Origin of the sequence: Candidatus Allofournierella merdavium, assembly GCF_944382735.1 — a bacterium.
Taxonomy (GTDB): Bacteria; Bacillota; Clostridia; order Oscillospirales; family Ruminococcaceae; genus Allofournierella_A; species Allofournierella_A merdavium.
The window spans coordinates 43,809-58,266 of sequence record NZ_CALWND010000008.1 but is presented as its reverse complement, the minus strand read 5'-3'; the positions used below and the strand labels follow the sequence as shown (position 1 = coordinate 58,266).

Sequence of the window (14,458 nt, the reverse complement as noted above, 5' to 3'; positions counted from 1 at the left end):
AAAGGCCCGCCGGGGCGCCGCGGAAGGATTTTCCGCCGCCCCGGCGGGCTTTTTTTCACCAAAACCGTCCCCAAAACATACAGTGGGCCATGGCACAATGTACGTTTTGAGGGGGGCGAAGGATCGTGGCGGAATATATGGTGATCCGGGGCGGGCGGCCTTTGGAGGGAACGGCGCGGCTGCCGGCGGCGAAGAACAGCGTGCTGCCGCTGCTGGCGGCGGCGCTGCTGTGCAAGGGGGAGAGCGTTCTCACACAGGTGCCCCGGCTGTCGGATGTGGAGCAGAGCGTGGCGATCCTCACCGCGCTGGGCTGCCGCTGCCAGTGGCGGGGGCGGGGCCTGGCGGTGGACGGGGCAGAGGCGGGCGGCGACGGCGCGCTGCCCGAGGGGCCGGTGCGGGCCATGCGCAGTTCGGTGTTCTATCTCGCGCCGGCGCTGCACCGGTGCGGGCGGGTGCAGATGCCCATGCCCGGCGGGTGCAAGCTGGGGCCGCGGCCCATCGACATCCATCTGGACGGTCTTGTAAAGATGGGCGCCCGGGTGCAGTGGCAGGGGGAGAGCCTCACCGTCACCGCGCCGGGCGGCCTTCACGGGGTGGACTACAGCCTGCGGCTGCCCAGCGTGGGCGCCACCGAGACGCTGCTGATGGCGGCGGTGCTGGCCCCGGGGCAGACGGTGCTGCGGGGCGCGGCGGCGGAGCCGGAGATCGCCGACCTGGCGGCCTTTCTCACCGCCTGCGGCGCCCGCATCCGGGGCGCGGGCACGCCGCTGGTGCAGGTGGAGGGGGTGGAGGCGCTCACCGGCGCGACCCACACCCCCATCCCCGACCGGATCGTGGCCGCCACCCTGGCCGCCGCGGTGGCCAGCGCCGGGGGCCGGGTGAAGCTGCTGGGCTGCCCCTTCGAGCCGCTGGCCCCCACCCTGGAGATCCTCTGCCGGGCGGGCTGCACCGCCGAGCACGGCGGAAACACGGTGACGGTGAGCCGTGAGGGGCCCCTCAAGGGGGTGGGCCGGGTCTACACCGGGGTGTACCCCGCCTTCTCCACCGACGCGGCCCCGGTGGTGGCGGCGGCGCTGCTCACCGCCGCCGGACACAGCGCGGTGGAGGACACGGTGTTTGAAAACCGCTTCGCCTGCGCCGAGGGCTTTTCCGCCCTGGGGGGCAGGGCGGTGCGCTGCGGCCGCGCGCTGGAGATCGAGGGGGTGGCGCGCCTTTCGGGGGCCGACCTCCGAGCCCAGGACCTGCGGGGCGGGGCGGCGCTGGCGGTGGCGGCCCTGGCCGCGGAAGGGGAGAGCCGGCTGTTCGGCCTTGCCCACATCCGCCGGGGCTACGGCGATCTGGCCGGCACCCTGCGCGCGCTGGGAGCGGACGCGGCCTGCCGCAGGGAGTAAAAAGCGGACGGGGGGCGGCTTGCGCAGCCGCCCCCCGTCCGGCCCTGCGGCGCGGGAAAAAACGGCAAACAGCGGGCAAAAAACCGCAAATTCACCAGCCCCGCCCACTTGAATTTCTGCCGCCTGTCTGCTATGCTATTATTAGTTTTACATTCTACGGTGGCACAGTCTGCCCCGCAGCTGGATGTGGGCACTAAAACACTTAGGGGGACGTTGTAAGATGGCTTTCATTCTCGACGAAGAGATGCTGAATATTACGAATATCAAGGTGATCGGCGTGGGCGGCGGCGGCGGCAACGCCGTGAACCGGATGGTCACCGGCGGGCTGCAGGGCGTGGAGTTCATCGCCATGAACACCGACCAGCAGGCGCTGCTGAACAGCAAGGCCACCCAGAAGGTGCAGATCGGCTCCAAGCTCACCAAGGGCCGGGGCGCCGGCGCCGACCCCGAGATCGGCCAGCGGGCCGCCGAGGAGAGCAAGGACGAGATCGCCAACGCCCTGAAGGGGGCGCAGATGGCCTTCATCACCGCCGGCATGGGCGGCGGCACCGGCACCGGCGCGGCCCCCGTGGTGGCCGAGGTGGCTCATGACCTGGGCATCCTCACCGTGGGCATCGTCACCAAGCCCTTCGCCTTCGAGGGCCGGCGCAAGATGAGCCTGGCCGAGCAGGGCATTGCCGCGCTGCTGATGCATGTGGACAGCCTCATCGTCATCCCCAACGAGCGGCTCAAACTCATCAGCCAGGAAAAGATCACCCTGATGAACGCCTTCGAGGCCGCCGACAACGTGCTGCGGCAGGGCGTGGAGAGCATCTCCAGCCTCATCAACATCCCCGCTTTCATCAACCTGGACTTCGCCGACGTGCGCAGCATCATGAAGGACGCCGGCTACGCCCACATGGGCGTGGGCAGCGCCAAGGGCGCGGGCAAGGCGGAGAACGCCGCCAAGGCCGCCATCTCCAGCCCCCTGCTGGAGACCTCCATCTCCGGCGCCCGGGGCGTCATCATCAACATCACCTCCTCGCCGGACATCGGCCTGGAGGAGGTGGAGCAGGCCTCCAGCCTCATCACCCAGTCCGCCCACCCCGACGCGAACATCATCTGGGGCACCACCTTCGACGAGAACCTGTCGGACGAGCTGCGGGTCACCGTGGTGGCCACCGGCTTTGAGAACGTGCCCGCCGCCCCCGCCGCGCCCCGCAGCGAGGCGGCTCCGGTGCACACCGTGCCCCAGCCCGTCTTCAGCGGCGACAGCACCGCCTCCTCGGCTGCTGCCCCCGCCGCCGAGCAGAAGAGCGATGACGACGACGAGGATTACTTCAATCAGATCATGGGCCTGCTGAACAACCGCAAGTGAGCGGCCCCAACATCCACCGAAAGGAGGCGGCACCATGGCGGACAAGCCCACTCCCGGCGAATTCAAAACGTCCCTGATGGGCTTTCGCAAGGCGCAGGTGCTGGCCTACATCGACGAGATGAGCGCCAAGGCGCTGGAGACCCAAAAGCAGCAGGAGGAGGCCGCCGAGGCCCTGCGCAAAGAGTTGGAGTCCGCCAAGGCGGACAACGACCTGCTGCTGGAAAAGACCAAGGAGGTCTGCGACAAACTCACCAGCGAGGAAAAGCGCGCCGGCGAGGCCGAGAGCCGCGCCCGGGCGGTGAGCGAGCAGCTGCTGCACATGGAGGAGACGGCCAACGGCTACAAGAGCCGCCTGTTCACCAAGGAGCAGGAGACGGTGGTCCTCCGGGCGGACAACGCCCGCCTCACCGAGGAATTGGAGCAGCAGCACCGGCAGCTGGAGCAGGCGAGGGCGGAACTGGACGCCGCCCGGGCCGAGGCGGAGGAAAAGGCCCGCCTGGGCCGGGAGGAACTGGAGCGCCAGCGCAGTGCCTTTGAGGCGGAAAAACAGGCGGACCGGCAGCAGATGGACCAGCAGCGGGAGGCCGCCCAGCGCGAGATGGATCAGCAGCGGGAGGCCGCCCAGCGGCAGCTGGAGCTGGAAAAGGCCCGCCTGGACCAGAGCCGGCGCACCCAGCAGGAGACCGCCCGTGCCAGCGCGCAGCAGATGGCCGACACGGTGTTGCTGCTGCGCAGCCAGCTGGAACAGGTGGACCGGCAGATCGCCGACGCCGCCGACCGGCTGCAAAAGGCCACCGGCGCCATCTACACCGCCCTGGGCGAGACCGAGCAGAACCTGGTGACCCTGGGCGCCCAGGCGGAGAGCTTCCCCAAGCCCCTGCCCGAGCAGCCCAAAGCCCGGCCCCGCCCCGAGCGGGACAAGCGCCCGCCCCGCCGCCCGGCGCGCCGGCGCACGGTGAGCGAGAGCCTTCTGGACCTGCTGGAGCGGGCCCTGAAAGAGTGATACATAAAACGCCCCGGCTTTGCTGGCCGGGGCGTTTTTGGGTGCGATCGGCAAAAAAACCGCGAAAGCCATTGGCTTTCGCGGTTTTTTGCGTTACCGGTGGGCGCCGGTGCCCTTTTCCATCAGGTAGGTGGCGGTCAGATCCGCCAGGTGCAGCTTCACCGCCAGCGGGTAGGCGTCGTAGGCCTCGCTGATGGCGCGGCAGCCGCCCCGGGCGGCGTCGTCAAAGCCGCCCATGTGCCAGCGGATCGCCACCGCCTCGGCGGGCTTCAGCCGGATGAAGCGCTCGATCAGATAGACGCTCTTCTCGCCGTGGCCGTAGGGGAACTGGTCCTCCACCAGAAAGACGGGCACCTTCTCCCACTGGCCGGTCGCCTCGTTCTTCACGTTGCGGCTGCCGGTCTTGTAGTAGTTGGCCTTGCACAGGTCGTGCAGAAGGCCGCACACCGCCATGCTCTCGGGGTTGTCCCCTTCCTCAAAATAGCGGTCCATCAGGGCGTGGTAGACGTTCAGGCTGTGCATCACCAGCCCCTCCTCGCAGGCGCCGTGAAAGCGGGTGGAGGCGGGCGCCTTGAAAAAGTCGGTGGTGGAAAGCCAGTCCAGCAGTTTGTCCGCGCCGGGGCGGGAGACCTCCCGCCGCCAGATGTCGCAAAATTCTTCCCGGTACCCCATCACAGTTCCATCTCGTCCAGAATGCCCTTCAGGATGGCGATCTCGTCGTGGCTCAGGCTGATGCCCTTGCCCATCTTGCTGCCGTCGGGCGACCAGTCCCGGATGTCATACTTGGGTTCCCGGTCGTTCCAGCTCACCATGTTCAGCTGCCGCTCCCAGCCGTTGGCGCTCTGGGAGAGCACGGCGATGCGCTGGGTGATCTCGTACTTGAATTCTGCCATAACCTGATCCTCGCTTTTGATGGTTTTCCGTTCCGCCCCTTCGGGCGCACGTTCGCCTCTATTCTAATGTATCAAAGGCGAGAATGCAAGTGGGATTTGGCAAAAGGCCCCGCGAAGGGCCGCCCGGCGTCACCCCTGGGGAAATTCCTCCTTGCTGTACAGCTTGTGCTCCACCGTCTCGTCGCTCTCCACCCAGCCCTTCACGGATGGGCGCGCCTGGGCCTGGGTATAGAAAAGGTCGCCCTTCAGATCACCCTCGGCCCGGGCCCGGGCCGCTTTGGCGCTGGAGTCCACCGCGCCCGACTGCTTTGCCCCGCCCGGGCCGGGGGCGGCAGAGGCGGAAGGCGCCGGCGGCTCGGGGGCGGGGCCGGGCTTCGCGCCCAGTTTGTGATGAATGAAATCCTGCAACGTGCTCATAAAAGCACCTCCCTTTCTGTCAGTGTGCGCGAAAAAAAGGGAGTTATGCGCGGGAATGTAAAATCACACGGCGAAAACGGCGGGCGGATTTTACCCGCTTTTTACCGGAATGGGATAGCGGATTTTCGAAACCGGGCGGTATACTGGAACCGTTCCCGAGAGGGAGAACATCAAGCAACGCATGATCGTAAGGAGAGAAAAGAAAATGAAAAAGTTTGTTGCTTTCGCGGCCGCGCTGTGCATGGCCGTGAGCCTGGCAGCCTGTGGCAGCACCCCTTCTTCCAGCGCCCCCGCCGCCAACACCACCAGCACCCCCGCCAGCGCTTCCGCCGGCACCCCCGCCTCCGAGGCCGGCGTGCTGGAGGGCGCCGTCACCACCGGCGGCTCCACCAGCGTGGAGAAGGTCATCCTGGCCATGCAGGAGTCCTTCATGATGGCCAACCCCGGCGTTGACGTTACTTACGATCCCACCGGCAGCGGCGCGGGCATCACCGGCGCTTCCGAGGGCACTCTGGACATCGGTCTCTCCAGCCGCGCGCTGAAAGAGGACGAGACCGGCCTGGTGGGCACCACCTTCGCCCTGGACGGCATCGCCATCATCGTGAACAATGAGAACACCGTCACCGACCTGTCTCTGGAGCAGATCAAGGGCCTGGCCGACGGCACCATCACCAATTGGAGCGAGGTGGGCGGCCCTGACGCCCCCGTGGTTCTGATCGGCCGTGAGGCCGGCAGCGGCACCCGCGACGGCTTCGAAAGCATCGTTGGCGTGGAGGATGTCTGCGTCTACGATCAGGAACTCACCAGCACCGGCGCCGTGATCGCCGCCGTGGCCGCCAACCCCAACGCCTTCGGCTATGCCTCTCTGTCCGCGGTGGACGAGAAGGTCAAGGCTGTGACCGTGGACGGCGTGGCCGCCACCGAAGCCACTGTGCAGGACGGCAGCTACAAGGTGCAGCGTCCCTTCGTCTTCGTCACCAAGGAGGGCGCTGAGCTGAGCGACGCTGCTAAAGCCTTCATCGACTTCGCCCTGAGCGCTGACGCTCACCAGCTGATCATCGACGCCGGCGCGGTGCCCCTGGCGTAACGAGCGTACACGGTTCCCCGTAAAAAGCCGCACGGAACGGTCCGTGCGGCTTTTGCCGGGCTGTGAAAGGAGAACGCCCATGAAAACCAAACACATCACCGAGGCGGTCATGCACGCCGTGTTCTTCATCTGCGGCATGCTGGCCATCGCCTTTGTGGCCCTCATCAGCCTTTACATCATCACCGCCGGCCTGCCTGCCATCAAGGAGATCGGTCTTGGCGAGTTTTTGCTGGGCACCGTGTGGAAATCCACCGCCGCCGAGCCCAGCTTCGGTATCCTGCCCTTCATCCTCACCAGCATCTGGGGCACTCTGGGCGCCATCCTCATCGGTGTGCCGGTGGGCGTGCTCACGGCGGTGTTCCTCTCCAAGGTCGCCAGTCCCCGGGTGGCGGGCATCGTCCGCCCCGCGGTGGACCTGCTGGCGGGCATCCCCAGCGTGGTCTACGGTCTTGTGGGCATGATGGTGCTGGTGCCGCTGATGATGCAGGTGTTCCATCTGGACAACGGTACCTGCCTGCTGGCCGCCATGCTGGTGTTGGCCATTATGATCCTGCCCGGTATCGTGTCGGTGAGCGAGACGGCGTTGAACGCCGTGCCGCCTGAATACGAGCACGCCAGCCTGGCTCTGGGCGCCACCTGGATGGAGACCATCTTCAAGGTGAGCCTGCCCGCCGCGAAAAGCGGCATCGGCGCGGGCGTGGTGCTGGGCGTAGGCCGTGCCATCGGCGAGGCCATGGCTGTGATGATGGTGGCCGGCAACGTGCCCAACATGCCCGGTCTGTTCAAGAGCGTCACCTTCCTGACCACCGCGGTGGCCAAGGAGATGAGCTACGCCAGCGGCCTGCAGAAGCAGGCGCTGTTCAGCATCGCTCTGGTGCTGTTCGTCTTTATCATGCTGGTCAACGGCTTGCTGGGCCGTGTGCTGAAACGGGGGGAGAAGGAATGAGCACCATGCAGGCGACACTGAACGCATCCGGCGTGCGTGCCGAAAAGGCCGCCGCCCCGTCGAAACTCGCCTTGCGAAAGGCAAAAAGCAATCTGCTGCTGGCCCTTGTCTATGCCGCGGCGGCCATCACCTGCGCGCTGCTGGTGGGCCTCATCGGCTACATCTTCGTCAAGGGCGTGCCCCACATCACCTGGCAGCTGCTCTCCACCGCGCCCAGCGCTCTGAAGGGCACCATCGGCATCCTGCCCAACATCCTGAACACCCTCTACATCGTGGCCTTCAGCCTGCTGCTGGCGCTGCCCATCGGCGTGGGCGCGGCGGTGTACCTCACCGAGTACGCCACCAGCCGCCGGCTCATCGGTCTGGTGGAGTTCGCCACCGAGGCGCTGGCGGGCATCCCCTCCATCCTCTACGGTCTTGTGGGCATGCTGTTCTTCTGCCAGATGCTGGGCTTCAAAACCAGCCTGCTCGCCGGCGGCTGCACCCTGGTCATCATGATTTTGCCCACCATCATCCGCACCACCCAGGAGAGCCTCAAGACGGTGCCCGCAAGCTACCGTGAGGGCGCGCTGGGCCTCGGGGCCACCAGGTGGTACATGATCCGCACCATCGTGCTGCCCTCCTCGCTGGAGGGCATCATCACCGGCTGCATTCTGGCTGTGGGCCGTATCGTGGGCGAAAGCGCCGCGCTGCTGTTCACCGCCGGTGTGGGCACCATCATTGCCAAAAACGTGTTCGCGGCCTTCAGCCGCAGCGGCGGCACCCTGTCTGTGGCGCTGTATATGTATGTGAGCGAGCGGGGCGAGTTTGACGTGGGCTACGCCATCGCCGCCATCCTGATGCTGCTGGTGCTGGGGCTGAACGCCGCCACCCGGCTGGTACGCAACCGAATGAAAAAGAAGGAGGGCGCACAATGAGCGAGACCCCCATTTTGCAAGCGAAGGACCTTCACCTGTACTACGGCGAGACCGAGGCGCTGAAGGGCATCAACATAGACATCCAAAAGAACGAGATCACCGCCCTGATCGGCCCGTCCGGCTGCGGCAAGTCCACCTTCCTCAAGACCCTGGACCGCATGAACGATCTGGTTCCCGGTGTACGCATCACCGGCGAGGTGCTGCTGAACGGTCAGGACATCTACGCCAAAGAGGTGGACGTGAACGAGCTGCGCCGCCGGGTGGGCATGGTGTTCCAGAAGCCCAATCCCTTCCCCATGAGCATCTACGACAACGTAGCCTACGGCCCCCGGCTCCACGGCAACCACTCCCGCGCGGAACTGGACGAACTGGTGGAAAAAAGTCTGCGGGGCGCGGCGCTGTGGGACGAGGTGAAGGACCGGCTGAAAAAGAGCGCCATGGGCCTTTCGGGCGGCCAGCAGCAGCGGCTGTGCATCGCCCGGGCGCTGGCGGTGGAGCCGGACGTGCTGCTGATGGACGAACCCACCAGCGCCCTGGACCCCGGCAGCACCCTGCGCATCGAGGACCTGATGGCCGACCTCAAGCAGAACTACACGGTGGTCATCGTCACCCACAACATGCAGCAGGCCAGCCGCATCTCCGACAAGACCGCTTTCTTTTTGCTGGGCGAACTGGTGGAGTACGGTGTCACCACCCAGATCTTCCAGAACCCCCAGGACAAGCGCACCGAGGATTACATCACCGGCCGGTTCGGCTGACGTAAGGAGGCAATGTATGCAGACCCGAAACAATTACACCGAGGCCCTGGGCCAGCTGCGGGTGCATGTGATGGAGATGGGCGGCGGCATCGTGCAGGCCATCGGCCGCACCCAGCGCGCCCTGGAGCAGCTGGACGCCGCCCTCGCCCGGTCGGTCATCGCGGGCGACGACGAATTTGACCAGATGGAGCGGGACATCGAGCAGGAGTGCCTGACCCTGGTGGCCACCCAGAGCCCCGTGGCGGGCGACTGGCGGCGCATCGCCTCGGTGATGCGGATGATCGCCGATCTGGAGCGCATCGCCGACCACTGCGCCGACATCTGCGAGTATGTGGTGAAACTTTCCGGCAAGGAGCGGGTGGAGCGCATCCCCTACTTCTCCGAGATGTTCGCCCTGATGCAGCAGATGGTGCAGGACACCGTGCAGGCCTATGTGGACCTGGACGTGGAGAAGGCGCGCCGGGTGGACGCCCAGGACGACGTGCAGGACGATTATTTTGAAGAGGTGTGCGAGGAGCTGTGTCAGCTGATGGCGGCCAACACCGGCGCTATCTCGCAGTATGTGGACTATCTGATGATCGCCAAATACCTGGAGCGGATGAGCGACCACGCCACCAATCTGGCCCAGTGGATCGAGTACATCGTGAAGGGCGAACTTCGCATCTGACCGCGGCTTTTCTCTCCCGCCGCCCCCGGCAGTCTGCCGGGGGCGGCGCTTTGCGTTTGCCGCGGGGAGTTGCCAAGGACGCTTTATCGTGCTATAATAATAAAACTTCGGGCCGGGCAGAGCGCCCGCGCGCCGCCAAGAGGGGAGAGCGCATCATGCAGAAAGTACCGTTCATCACGCTGGAACAGGCGAAGGCGATCATTGCCGACGTGCCCACGCCGTTCCACATTTACGACGAGAAGGGCATCCGGGAGAACGCCCGCCGCCTGTACAAGGCCTTCAGCTGGAACAAGGGCTTCAAGGAGTATTTCGCCGTCAAGGCCACCCCCAACCCCTATCTGATGCAGATCCTGAAGGAGGAGGGCTGCGGCATGGACTGCTCCTCCTACACCGAACTGGTGCTGAGCGAGGCCTGCGGCATCACCGGCCACGAGGTGATGTTCTCCTCCAACGTGACGCCGGTGAAGGACATGCAGAAGGCCGCCGCCATGGGCGCCTACATCAACCTGGACGACTACACCCATGTGGAATTCCTGGAGCGGGTGGCGGGCATCCCCGAGACCATCTGCTGCCGCTACAATCCCGGCGGCGTGTTCAGCCTGGGCAACGACATCATGGACAACCCCGGCGAAGCCAAGTACGGCATGACCGAGGTGCAGATGGTCAGCGCCTTCAAAAAGCTGATGGCCAAGGGCGCCAAGCGCTTCGGCATCCACGCCTTCCTGGCCAGCAACACCACCTACAACGAATATTACCCCACCCTGGCGGGCATCCTGTTTGAGCTGGCGGTGCGCCTGCACGAGGCCACCGGCGCCAAGATCGCCTTTGTGAACCTGTCCGGCGGCGTGGGGGTGGACTACGCCCCCTACCAGCCGAAAAGCGACATCGAGGCCATCGGCGAGGGGGTGCGCAAGAAGTTCGAGGAGATCCTGGTGCCCGCGGGCATGGGCGATGTGGCCATCTTCACCGAACTGGGCCGTTTCATGCTGGCGCCCTACGGGCACCTGGTGGCCACCGTGCTCCACGAAAAGCACATCCAGAAGGACTATGTGGGCCTGGACGCCTGCGCCGCCAACCTCATGCGGCCGGCCATGTACGGGGCCTACCACCACATCACCGTGCTGGGCAAGGAGGACGAGCCCTGCGACCGCATCTACGACGTCACCGGCGGCCTGTGCGAGAACAACGACAAGTTCGCGGTGGACCGCCCCCTGCCCAAGATCGAGATCGGCGACATCATCGTCATCCACGACACCGGCGCCCACGGCTTTTCCATGGGTTACAACTACAACGGCAAGCTGCGCAGCGCCGAGGTGCTGCTGAAGGAGGACGGTTCCCACCAGCTCATCCGCCGCGCCGAGACCCCGGCGGACTACTTCGCCACCTTCGATTTCACCCCCTACTGGGACCAGCTGAAAAACAGTTGACCGCGCAGGCCGCCGCCCGAAGGAGGGCGGCGGCCTGTTACAGTTTGTTTGCAATTCTTCGATTTACAGCCGCCGCCGCCGGGTGTATAATAAATAATTGAATTTACGGAAGAACGCCGCTTCCGGCGGCGTAAAGGAGTGTACTTCATGCCCAGCTATCCCCCCCGTGATATGAGCGAAAGCGAGCGCCGCCGCCGCGCCGCCGCCCGCGCCCGCCGCAAACGGCAGGTGCTGCGCAACCGGGTGATCTTCTGCGTGGTCTGCCTGGCGCTCATCGCCCTGATCGGCTTTGGCGTGTTCCGGCTGGTGGGCGTGCTCACCGGCGGCGATACGGAGAGCGGAACTTCCGGCCAGAGCACCAGCCAGCCGGCCAGCGGTTCGGCGGGCACCTCCGCCGGGCAGAGCGCCAGCGCGCCCGCCAGCACACCCGCCAGCGAGCCCGCCACCTCCGGCGGGACGGTCACCCCCACCGTGGCGGGCGACTGGCTGCTGACCCTGGTGAACAACAACGTGGCGCTGCCGGAAGGCTGGCAGATCAGCACCAAGGTGGCGGAGGCCTCCACCCAGAAGGAACTGGCGGACGAGGCGGCCGACGCCTATATGCTGATGAAGCAGGCTGCCGCGGTGGACGGGGTGGACCTGCTGCTCTGCTCGGGCTACCGCACGGTGGAGTACCAGCAGAACCTCTTTGACCAGGAGAAACAGAAGTGGCTGGACGATGGCCTCTCCGACCAGGAGGCCTACGACAAGGCCAAGACGGTGGTGGCGGTGCCCGGCTACTCCGAGCACAACTCTGGTCTCGCGGCGGACATCGTCACCCCCGACCATCAGACCCTGGACTCCGCCTTCGCGAATACCGACGCGGCCAAGTGGCTGTTCGAGCACGCGCCGGACTACGGCTTTATTTTGCGCTATCCCGAGGACAAGCAGGCCATCACCGGCATCATCTACGAGCCCTGGCACTACCGCTATGTGGGGGTGGACAACGCCAAAGCCATCACCGCCAGCGGCAAGTGCCTGGAGGAATACCTGGACGGGCTTTCCGCCTGACCGAGAGGAGACCTATGAGTTTACACACCGAATCCATCGCCCCGGGCGTGCGGCTGCACACCCTGCCGGCGGACAAGTTCAACCGCTGCCGCGTTTCCATCCATTTCCGCATCCCCGCCAGCCGGGCCGCGGCCACCGACCACGCCCTGCTGCCCCTGGTGCTGGAGCGGGGCTATGCCGCCTGTCCGGACATGACCGCCCTCTCCCGCAAGCTGGCAAAGCTCTACGGGGCGGATCTCACCGTGACTACCTCCATGCAGGGGGCCTGCCGGGTGCTGAGCGTCAGCGTCAGCGGCATCAAGGACGAGTTCGCCCTGGAGGGGGAGCGCCTTTCCGCCGAGTACGCCGCCCTGGCCTTCGGGGTGGCCTTTGAACCCTATTTTGAGAACGGTGAGTTTTCCGCCGAGGCGGTGAGGATCGAAAAAGCCACCCTCGCCCGCCAGCTGGAGAGCGAGATCAACGACAAGCGGCTGTACTGCGTGCGGCAGGCCCAGCGCCGCTTCTTTGGCGACAGCCCGGCGGGCGTCGCCCGGGACGGCTATCTGGAAGACCTGCCCGCCGTCACCCCCGCCAGCCTCACGGCGGCCTATCAAAACATCCTTGAGACCGCGTCCATCGACGTGATGGCCCTGGGGCTGGACGTGGCCGCGGTGCGCGCGCGGCTGGCGGCGGCGCTGGAGGGGCTGCGCCGCGCCCCCGCGCCCCTGCCCGGCTTTGTGGCCATGCCCGCCGTGCCGGCGGAACATTTCGAGGAAAAACTGGACCTGGTGCAGGCCAAGCTGTGCATGCTGTTCACCATGGGCGGCGCCGCCGACCCCGACCGGCTGGACGTCTACCGCATGGCCATGTGCGTGTTCGGCGGGCTGCCCACCAGCCGTCTGTTTGTGAACGTGCGGGAAAAGCAGAGCCTTTGCTACTACTGCGCCAGCCGCCTCACCGCCGCCTCCGCCTGCATGATGGTGGACAGCGGCGTGGAGCCCGCCAACGCCCAAAAGGCCGAGGCGGCCATCCTGGCGGAGCTGAAAAACCTGCTGGAAGGCCCCATCGCCCCCGAGGAACTGGAGAACGCCCGCCTGGCGCTGCGCAGCGGGATGGACAGCGTGGGCGACAGCCTCGCCAGCCTGGAGAACTGGTATTTCGGCGAGATCATGCGGGGCGGCCGCGTCAGCAGCCCCCAGGAGGCCGCCGCCCGGCTGGAGGACATCGGCGCCGACCAGGTGCGGGAGGTCCTCAAACAGTTCACCCTGTCGGTGAGCTATCTTGTGACCCGGAAGGAGGAGACCCATGGCTGACACCTTTGACGCTGTGCGCCGCGCCGTCGGCTGCCAGAGCGCCGTGCTGGACAGCGGCCTCACCGTGCTGGTGCGCCCCATGCCGGGCTACAGCAGCACCTACGCCCTCTACGGCACCCGCTTCGGCTCGGTGGACCTGGACTTTGAGGTGGACGGCAAGACCGTCCATCTGCCCGCCGGCACCGCCCACTTCCTCGAGCACAAGATGTTCGAGAGCGAGGAGGGCGACGCCTTCGCCCGCTTCGCCAAGACCGGCGCCTCCGCCAACGCCTACACCAGCTTCGACAAGACCTGCTACCTCTTTTCCGCCACCGACAAGGTGGACGAGAACCTGGACATCCTTTTGAGCATGGTGGACGAGCCCTACTTCACCCCGGCCACCATCCAGAAGGAGCAGGGAATCATCGGGCAGGAGATCAAAATGTACGACGACAGCCCCGACTGGCGGGTGATGACCGCCCTGTTCGGCTGTTTGTACGAAAAGCACCCCATCCGCCACGACATCGCCGGCACGGTGGAGAGCATCGCGCAGATCACCCCGGAGATGCTCTACGACTGCTGCCGCGCCTTCTACAACCCCGGCAACATGGTGCTGGCGGTGGCGGGCAACGTGACCTTTGAGCAGGTGCTGGCCGCCTGCGAGCGGGCGAAACTGCCCGCCCGCCCCGGCAGCGTGCGGCGCATCCCCGCGGAGGAGCCCGCGTCGATCGCCGCGCCCGGCGCCCGCTTTTCCATGCAGGTGGCCAAGCCCTGCCTGGGGGTGGGCTTCAAGGAGGCCCCGGTGCGCGGGGTGAAGTTCGAGGTCATCTGCGATATGCTCACCGAGGTCATCTGCGGCGGCATGACCCCCCTCTACCGCACCCTCTACGATCAGAACCTGGTGAACCCCGGCTTCGACGGGGAGTTTCTGGCCATGGACGGCCTGTGCTGCTTCCTGTTCACCGGCGAGACCGACCAGCCGGAAAAAGTGCGGGAGATGCTGCTGGCGGAGATCGAGCGGCTGCGCACCGAGGGTGTGGACGAGGAACTGTTCACCCTGTGCAAGAACCAGATGTACGGCGAGATGGTGCAGGACCTGGAAAGCACCGAGAGCGCGGCGTCGCTGCTGGCGGGCAGTTTCCTGCGGGGCTGCGAGCCGGGCGAAGAGTTGGCGGCGCTGGCCAGCGTGACCAAACAGGACCTGGACGACGCGTTGCAGACCATGCTGCGCCCCGAGCGCAGCGCCACCGTGGTGGTGGACCCCGCTTGAGGGC

Annotated in this window: 15 protein-coding genes; 12 read left to right on the top strand and 3 right to left on the bottom strand. The window is 66.1% G+C overall.

Annotation, left to right across the window (positions count from 1 at the left end; translation table 11 throughout):
* The first annotated feature begins 125 nt into the window (after nucleotides 1-125).
* The 3 genes from ACH2A7_RS08090 to ACH2A7_RS08080 all read left to right on the top strand — a co-directional run bounded on the left by ACH2A7_RS08090 (nucleotide 126) and on the right by ACH2A7_RS08080 (nucleotide 3,751).
* A complete protein-coding gene (locus tag ACH2A7_RS08090; RefSeq protein ID WP_394961259.1) occupies nucleotides 126-1,391 on the top strand; it encodes a UDP-N-acetylglucosamine 1-carboxyvinyltransferase in 1,266 nt (421 codons plus the stop codon).
* 220 nt (nucleotides 1,392-1,611) lie between these two features.
* Entirely contained in the window at nucleotides 1,612-2,748 is a 1,137-nt protein-coding gene (gene ftsZ / locus ACH2A7_RS08085) for a cell division protein FtsZ (protein ID WP_394961258.1), read from the top strand.
* A gap of 34 nt (nucleotides 2,749-2,782) precedes the next feature.
* Complete coding sequence (locus tag ACH2A7_RS08080) at nucleotides 2,783-3,751, top strand: hypothetical protein (RefSeq protein WP_394961257.1); 969 nt, start codon at nucleotides 2,783-2,785, stop codon at nucleotides 3,749-3,751.
* Nucleotides 3,752-3,844: 93 nt separating this feature from the next.
* Here the strand turns inward: ACH2A7_RS08080 and ACH2A7_RS08075 are convergent, their stop codons facing one another.
* The 3 genes from ACH2A7_RS08075 to ACH2A7_RS08065 form a co-directional block, all read right to left on the bottom strand.
* On the bottom strand, nucleotides 3,845-4,423 hold the full coding sequence (locus tag ACH2A7_RS08075; RefSeq protein ID WP_394961256.1) for a hydrolase: 579 nt from the start codon (nucleotides 4,421-4,423) through the stop codon (nucleotides 3,845-3,847).
* Nucleotides 4,423-4,644 (bottom strand): YdbC family protein, encoded by a 222-nt coding sequence (locus ACH2A7_RS08070; RefSeq protein WP_394961255.1) that lies wholly within the window; start codon nucleotides 4,642-4,644, stop codon nucleotides 4,423-4,425. Before ACH2A7_RS08070 ends, ACH2A7_RS08075 begins: the two co-directional genes overlap by 1 nt.
* A gap of 129 nt (nucleotides 4,645-4,773) precedes the next feature.
* Nucleotides 4,774-5,061, bottom strand: a complete 288-nt coding sequence (locus tag ACH2A7_RS08065) for a hypothetical protein (RefSeq protein WP_394961253.1) — start codon at nucleotides 5,059-5,061, stop codon at nucleotides 4,774-4,776.
* A 205-nt stretch (nucleotides 5,062-5,266) separates the two neighbouring features.
* Between ACH2A7_RS08065 and ACH2A7_RS08060 the strand changes: the two genes are divergently transcribed.
* The 9 genes from ACH2A7_RS08060 (at nucleotide 5,267) to yfmH (ending at nucleotide 14,454) form a co-directional block, all read left to right on the top strand.
* Entirely contained in the window at nucleotides 5,267-6,148 is an 882-nt protein-coding gene (locus ACH2A7_RS08060) for a substrate-binding domain-containing protein (RefSeq protein WP_394961252.1), read from the top strand.
* A 79-nt stretch (nucleotides 6,149-6,227) separates the two neighbouring features.
* Complete coding sequence (gene pstC, locus ACH2A7_RS08055) at nucleotides 6,228-7,094, top strand: phosphate ABC transporter permease subunit PstC (RefSeq protein ID WP_394961251.1); 867 nt, start codon at nucleotides 6,228-6,230, stop codon at nucleotides 7,092-7,094.
* Entirely contained in the window at nucleotides 7,091-8,011 is a 921-nt protein-coding gene (gene pstA / locus ACH2A7_RS08050) for a phosphate ABC transporter permease PstA (RefSeq protein ID WP_394961249.1), read from the top strand. The genes pstC and pstA overlap by 4 nt, the downstream gene beginning before the upstream one ends.
* Nucleotides 8,008-8,769, top strand: a complete 762-nt coding sequence (gene pstB, locus ACH2A7_RS08045; protein WP_394961248.1) for a phosphate ABC transporter ATP-binding protein PstB — start codon at nucleotides 8,008-8,010, stop codon at nucleotides 8,767-8,769. Before pstA ends, pstB begins: the two co-directional genes overlap by 4 nt.
* 16 nt (nucleotides 8,770-8,785) lie before the next feature.
* Nucleotides 8,786-9,436 carry a phosphate signaling complex protein PhoU gene (gene phoU / locus ACH2A7_RS08040; RefSeq protein WP_394961247.1) on the top strand — a complete coding sequence of 217 codons (651 nt, stop codon included), beginning with the start codon at nucleotides 8,786-8,788 and terminating at the stop codon, nucleotides 9,434-9,436.
* Between the two features lie 155 nt (nucleotides 9,437-9,591).
* Entirely contained in the window at nucleotides 9,592-10,863 is a 1,272-nt protein-coding gene (locus ACH2A7_RS08035; protein ID WP_394961246.1) for a diaminopimelate decarboxylase, read from the top strand.
* 147 nt (nucleotides 10,864-11,010) lie between these two features.
* Complete coding sequence (locus ACH2A7_RS08030; protein ID WP_394961244.1) at nucleotides 11,011-11,913, top strand: M15 family metallopeptidase; 903 nt, start codon at nucleotides 11,011-11,013, stop codon at nucleotides 11,911-11,913.
* A 14-nt stretch (nucleotides 11,914-11,927) separates the two neighbouring features.
* Nucleotides 11,928-13,205 (top strand): M16 family metallopeptidase, encoded by a 1,278-nt coding sequence (locus ACH2A7_RS08025; RefSeq protein ID WP_394961243.1) that lies wholly within the window; start codon nucleotides 11,928-11,930, stop codon nucleotides 13,203-13,205.
* A complete protein-coding gene (gene yfmH, locus ACH2A7_RS08020) occupies nucleotides 13,198-14,454 on the top strand; it encodes an EF-P 5-aminopentanol modification-associated protein YfmH (protein WP_394961242.1) in 1,257 nt (418 codons plus the stop codon). The genes ACH2A7_RS08025 and yfmH overlap by 8 nt, the downstream gene beginning before the upstream one ends.
* The last annotated feature ends 4 nt before the right edge of the window (nucleotides 14,455-14,458 follow it).

Excerpts from the sequence above, each read along its gene's own strand:
- ACH2A7_RS08075 (WP_394961256.1), bottom strand. The coding sequence starts at position 4,423 with ATGGGGTACCGGGAAGAATTTTGCGACATCTGGCGGCGGGAGGTCTCC.
- yfmH (WP_394961242.1), top strand. The coding sequence starts at position 13,198 with ATGGCTGACACCTTTGACGCTGTGCGCCGCGCCGTCGGCTGCCAGAGC.
- ACH2A7_RS08030 (WP_394961244.1), top strand. The coding sequence starts at position 11,011 with ATGCCCAGCTATCCCCCCCGTGATATGAGCGAAAGCGAGCGCCGCCGC.
- ACH2A7_RS08035 (WP_394961246.1), top strand. The coding sequence starts at position 9,592 with ATGCAGAAAGTACCGTTCATCACGCTGGAACAGGCGAAGGCGATCATT.
- ACH2A7_RS08025 (WP_394961243.1), top strand. The coding sequence starts at position 11,928 with ATGAGTTTACACACCGAATCCATCGCCCCGGGCGTGCGGCTGCACACC.
- ftsZ (WP_394961258.1), top strand. The coding sequence starts at position 1,612 with ATGGCTTTCATTCTCGACGAAGAGATGCTGAATATTACGAATATCAAG.
- phoU (WP_394961247.1), top strand. The coding sequence starts at position 8,786 with ATGCAGACCCGAAACAATTACACCGAGGCCCTGGGCCAGCTGCGGGTG.
- pstA (WP_394961249.1), top strand. The coding sequence starts at position 7,091 with ATGAGCACCATGCAGGCGACACTGAACGCATCCGGCGTGCGTGCCGAA.
- pstB (WP_394961248.1), top strand. The coding sequence starts at position 8,008 with ATGAGCGAGACCCCCATTTTGCAAGCGAAGGACCTTCACCTGTACTAC.
- ACH2A7_RS08065 (WP_394961253.1), bottom strand. The coding sequence starts at position 5,061 with ATGAGCACGTTGCAGGATTTCATTCATCACAAACTGGGCGCGAAGCCC.
- pstC (WP_394961251.1), top strand. The coding sequence starts at position 6,228 with ATGAAAACCAAACACATCACCGAGGCGGTCATGCACGCCGTGTTCTTC.
- ACH2A7_RS08070 (WP_394961255.1), bottom strand. The coding sequence starts at position 4,644 with ATGGCAGAATTCAAGTACGAGATCACCCAGCGCATCGCCGTGCTCTCC.
- ACH2A7_RS08060 (WP_394961252.1), top strand. The coding sequence starts at position 5,267 with ATGAAAAAGTTTGTTGCTTTCGCGGCCGCGCTGTGCATGGCCGTGAGC.
- ACH2A7_RS08080 (WP_394961257.1), top strand. The coding sequence starts at position 2,783 with ATGGCGGACAAGCCCACTCCCGGCGAATTCAAAACGTCCCTGATGGGC.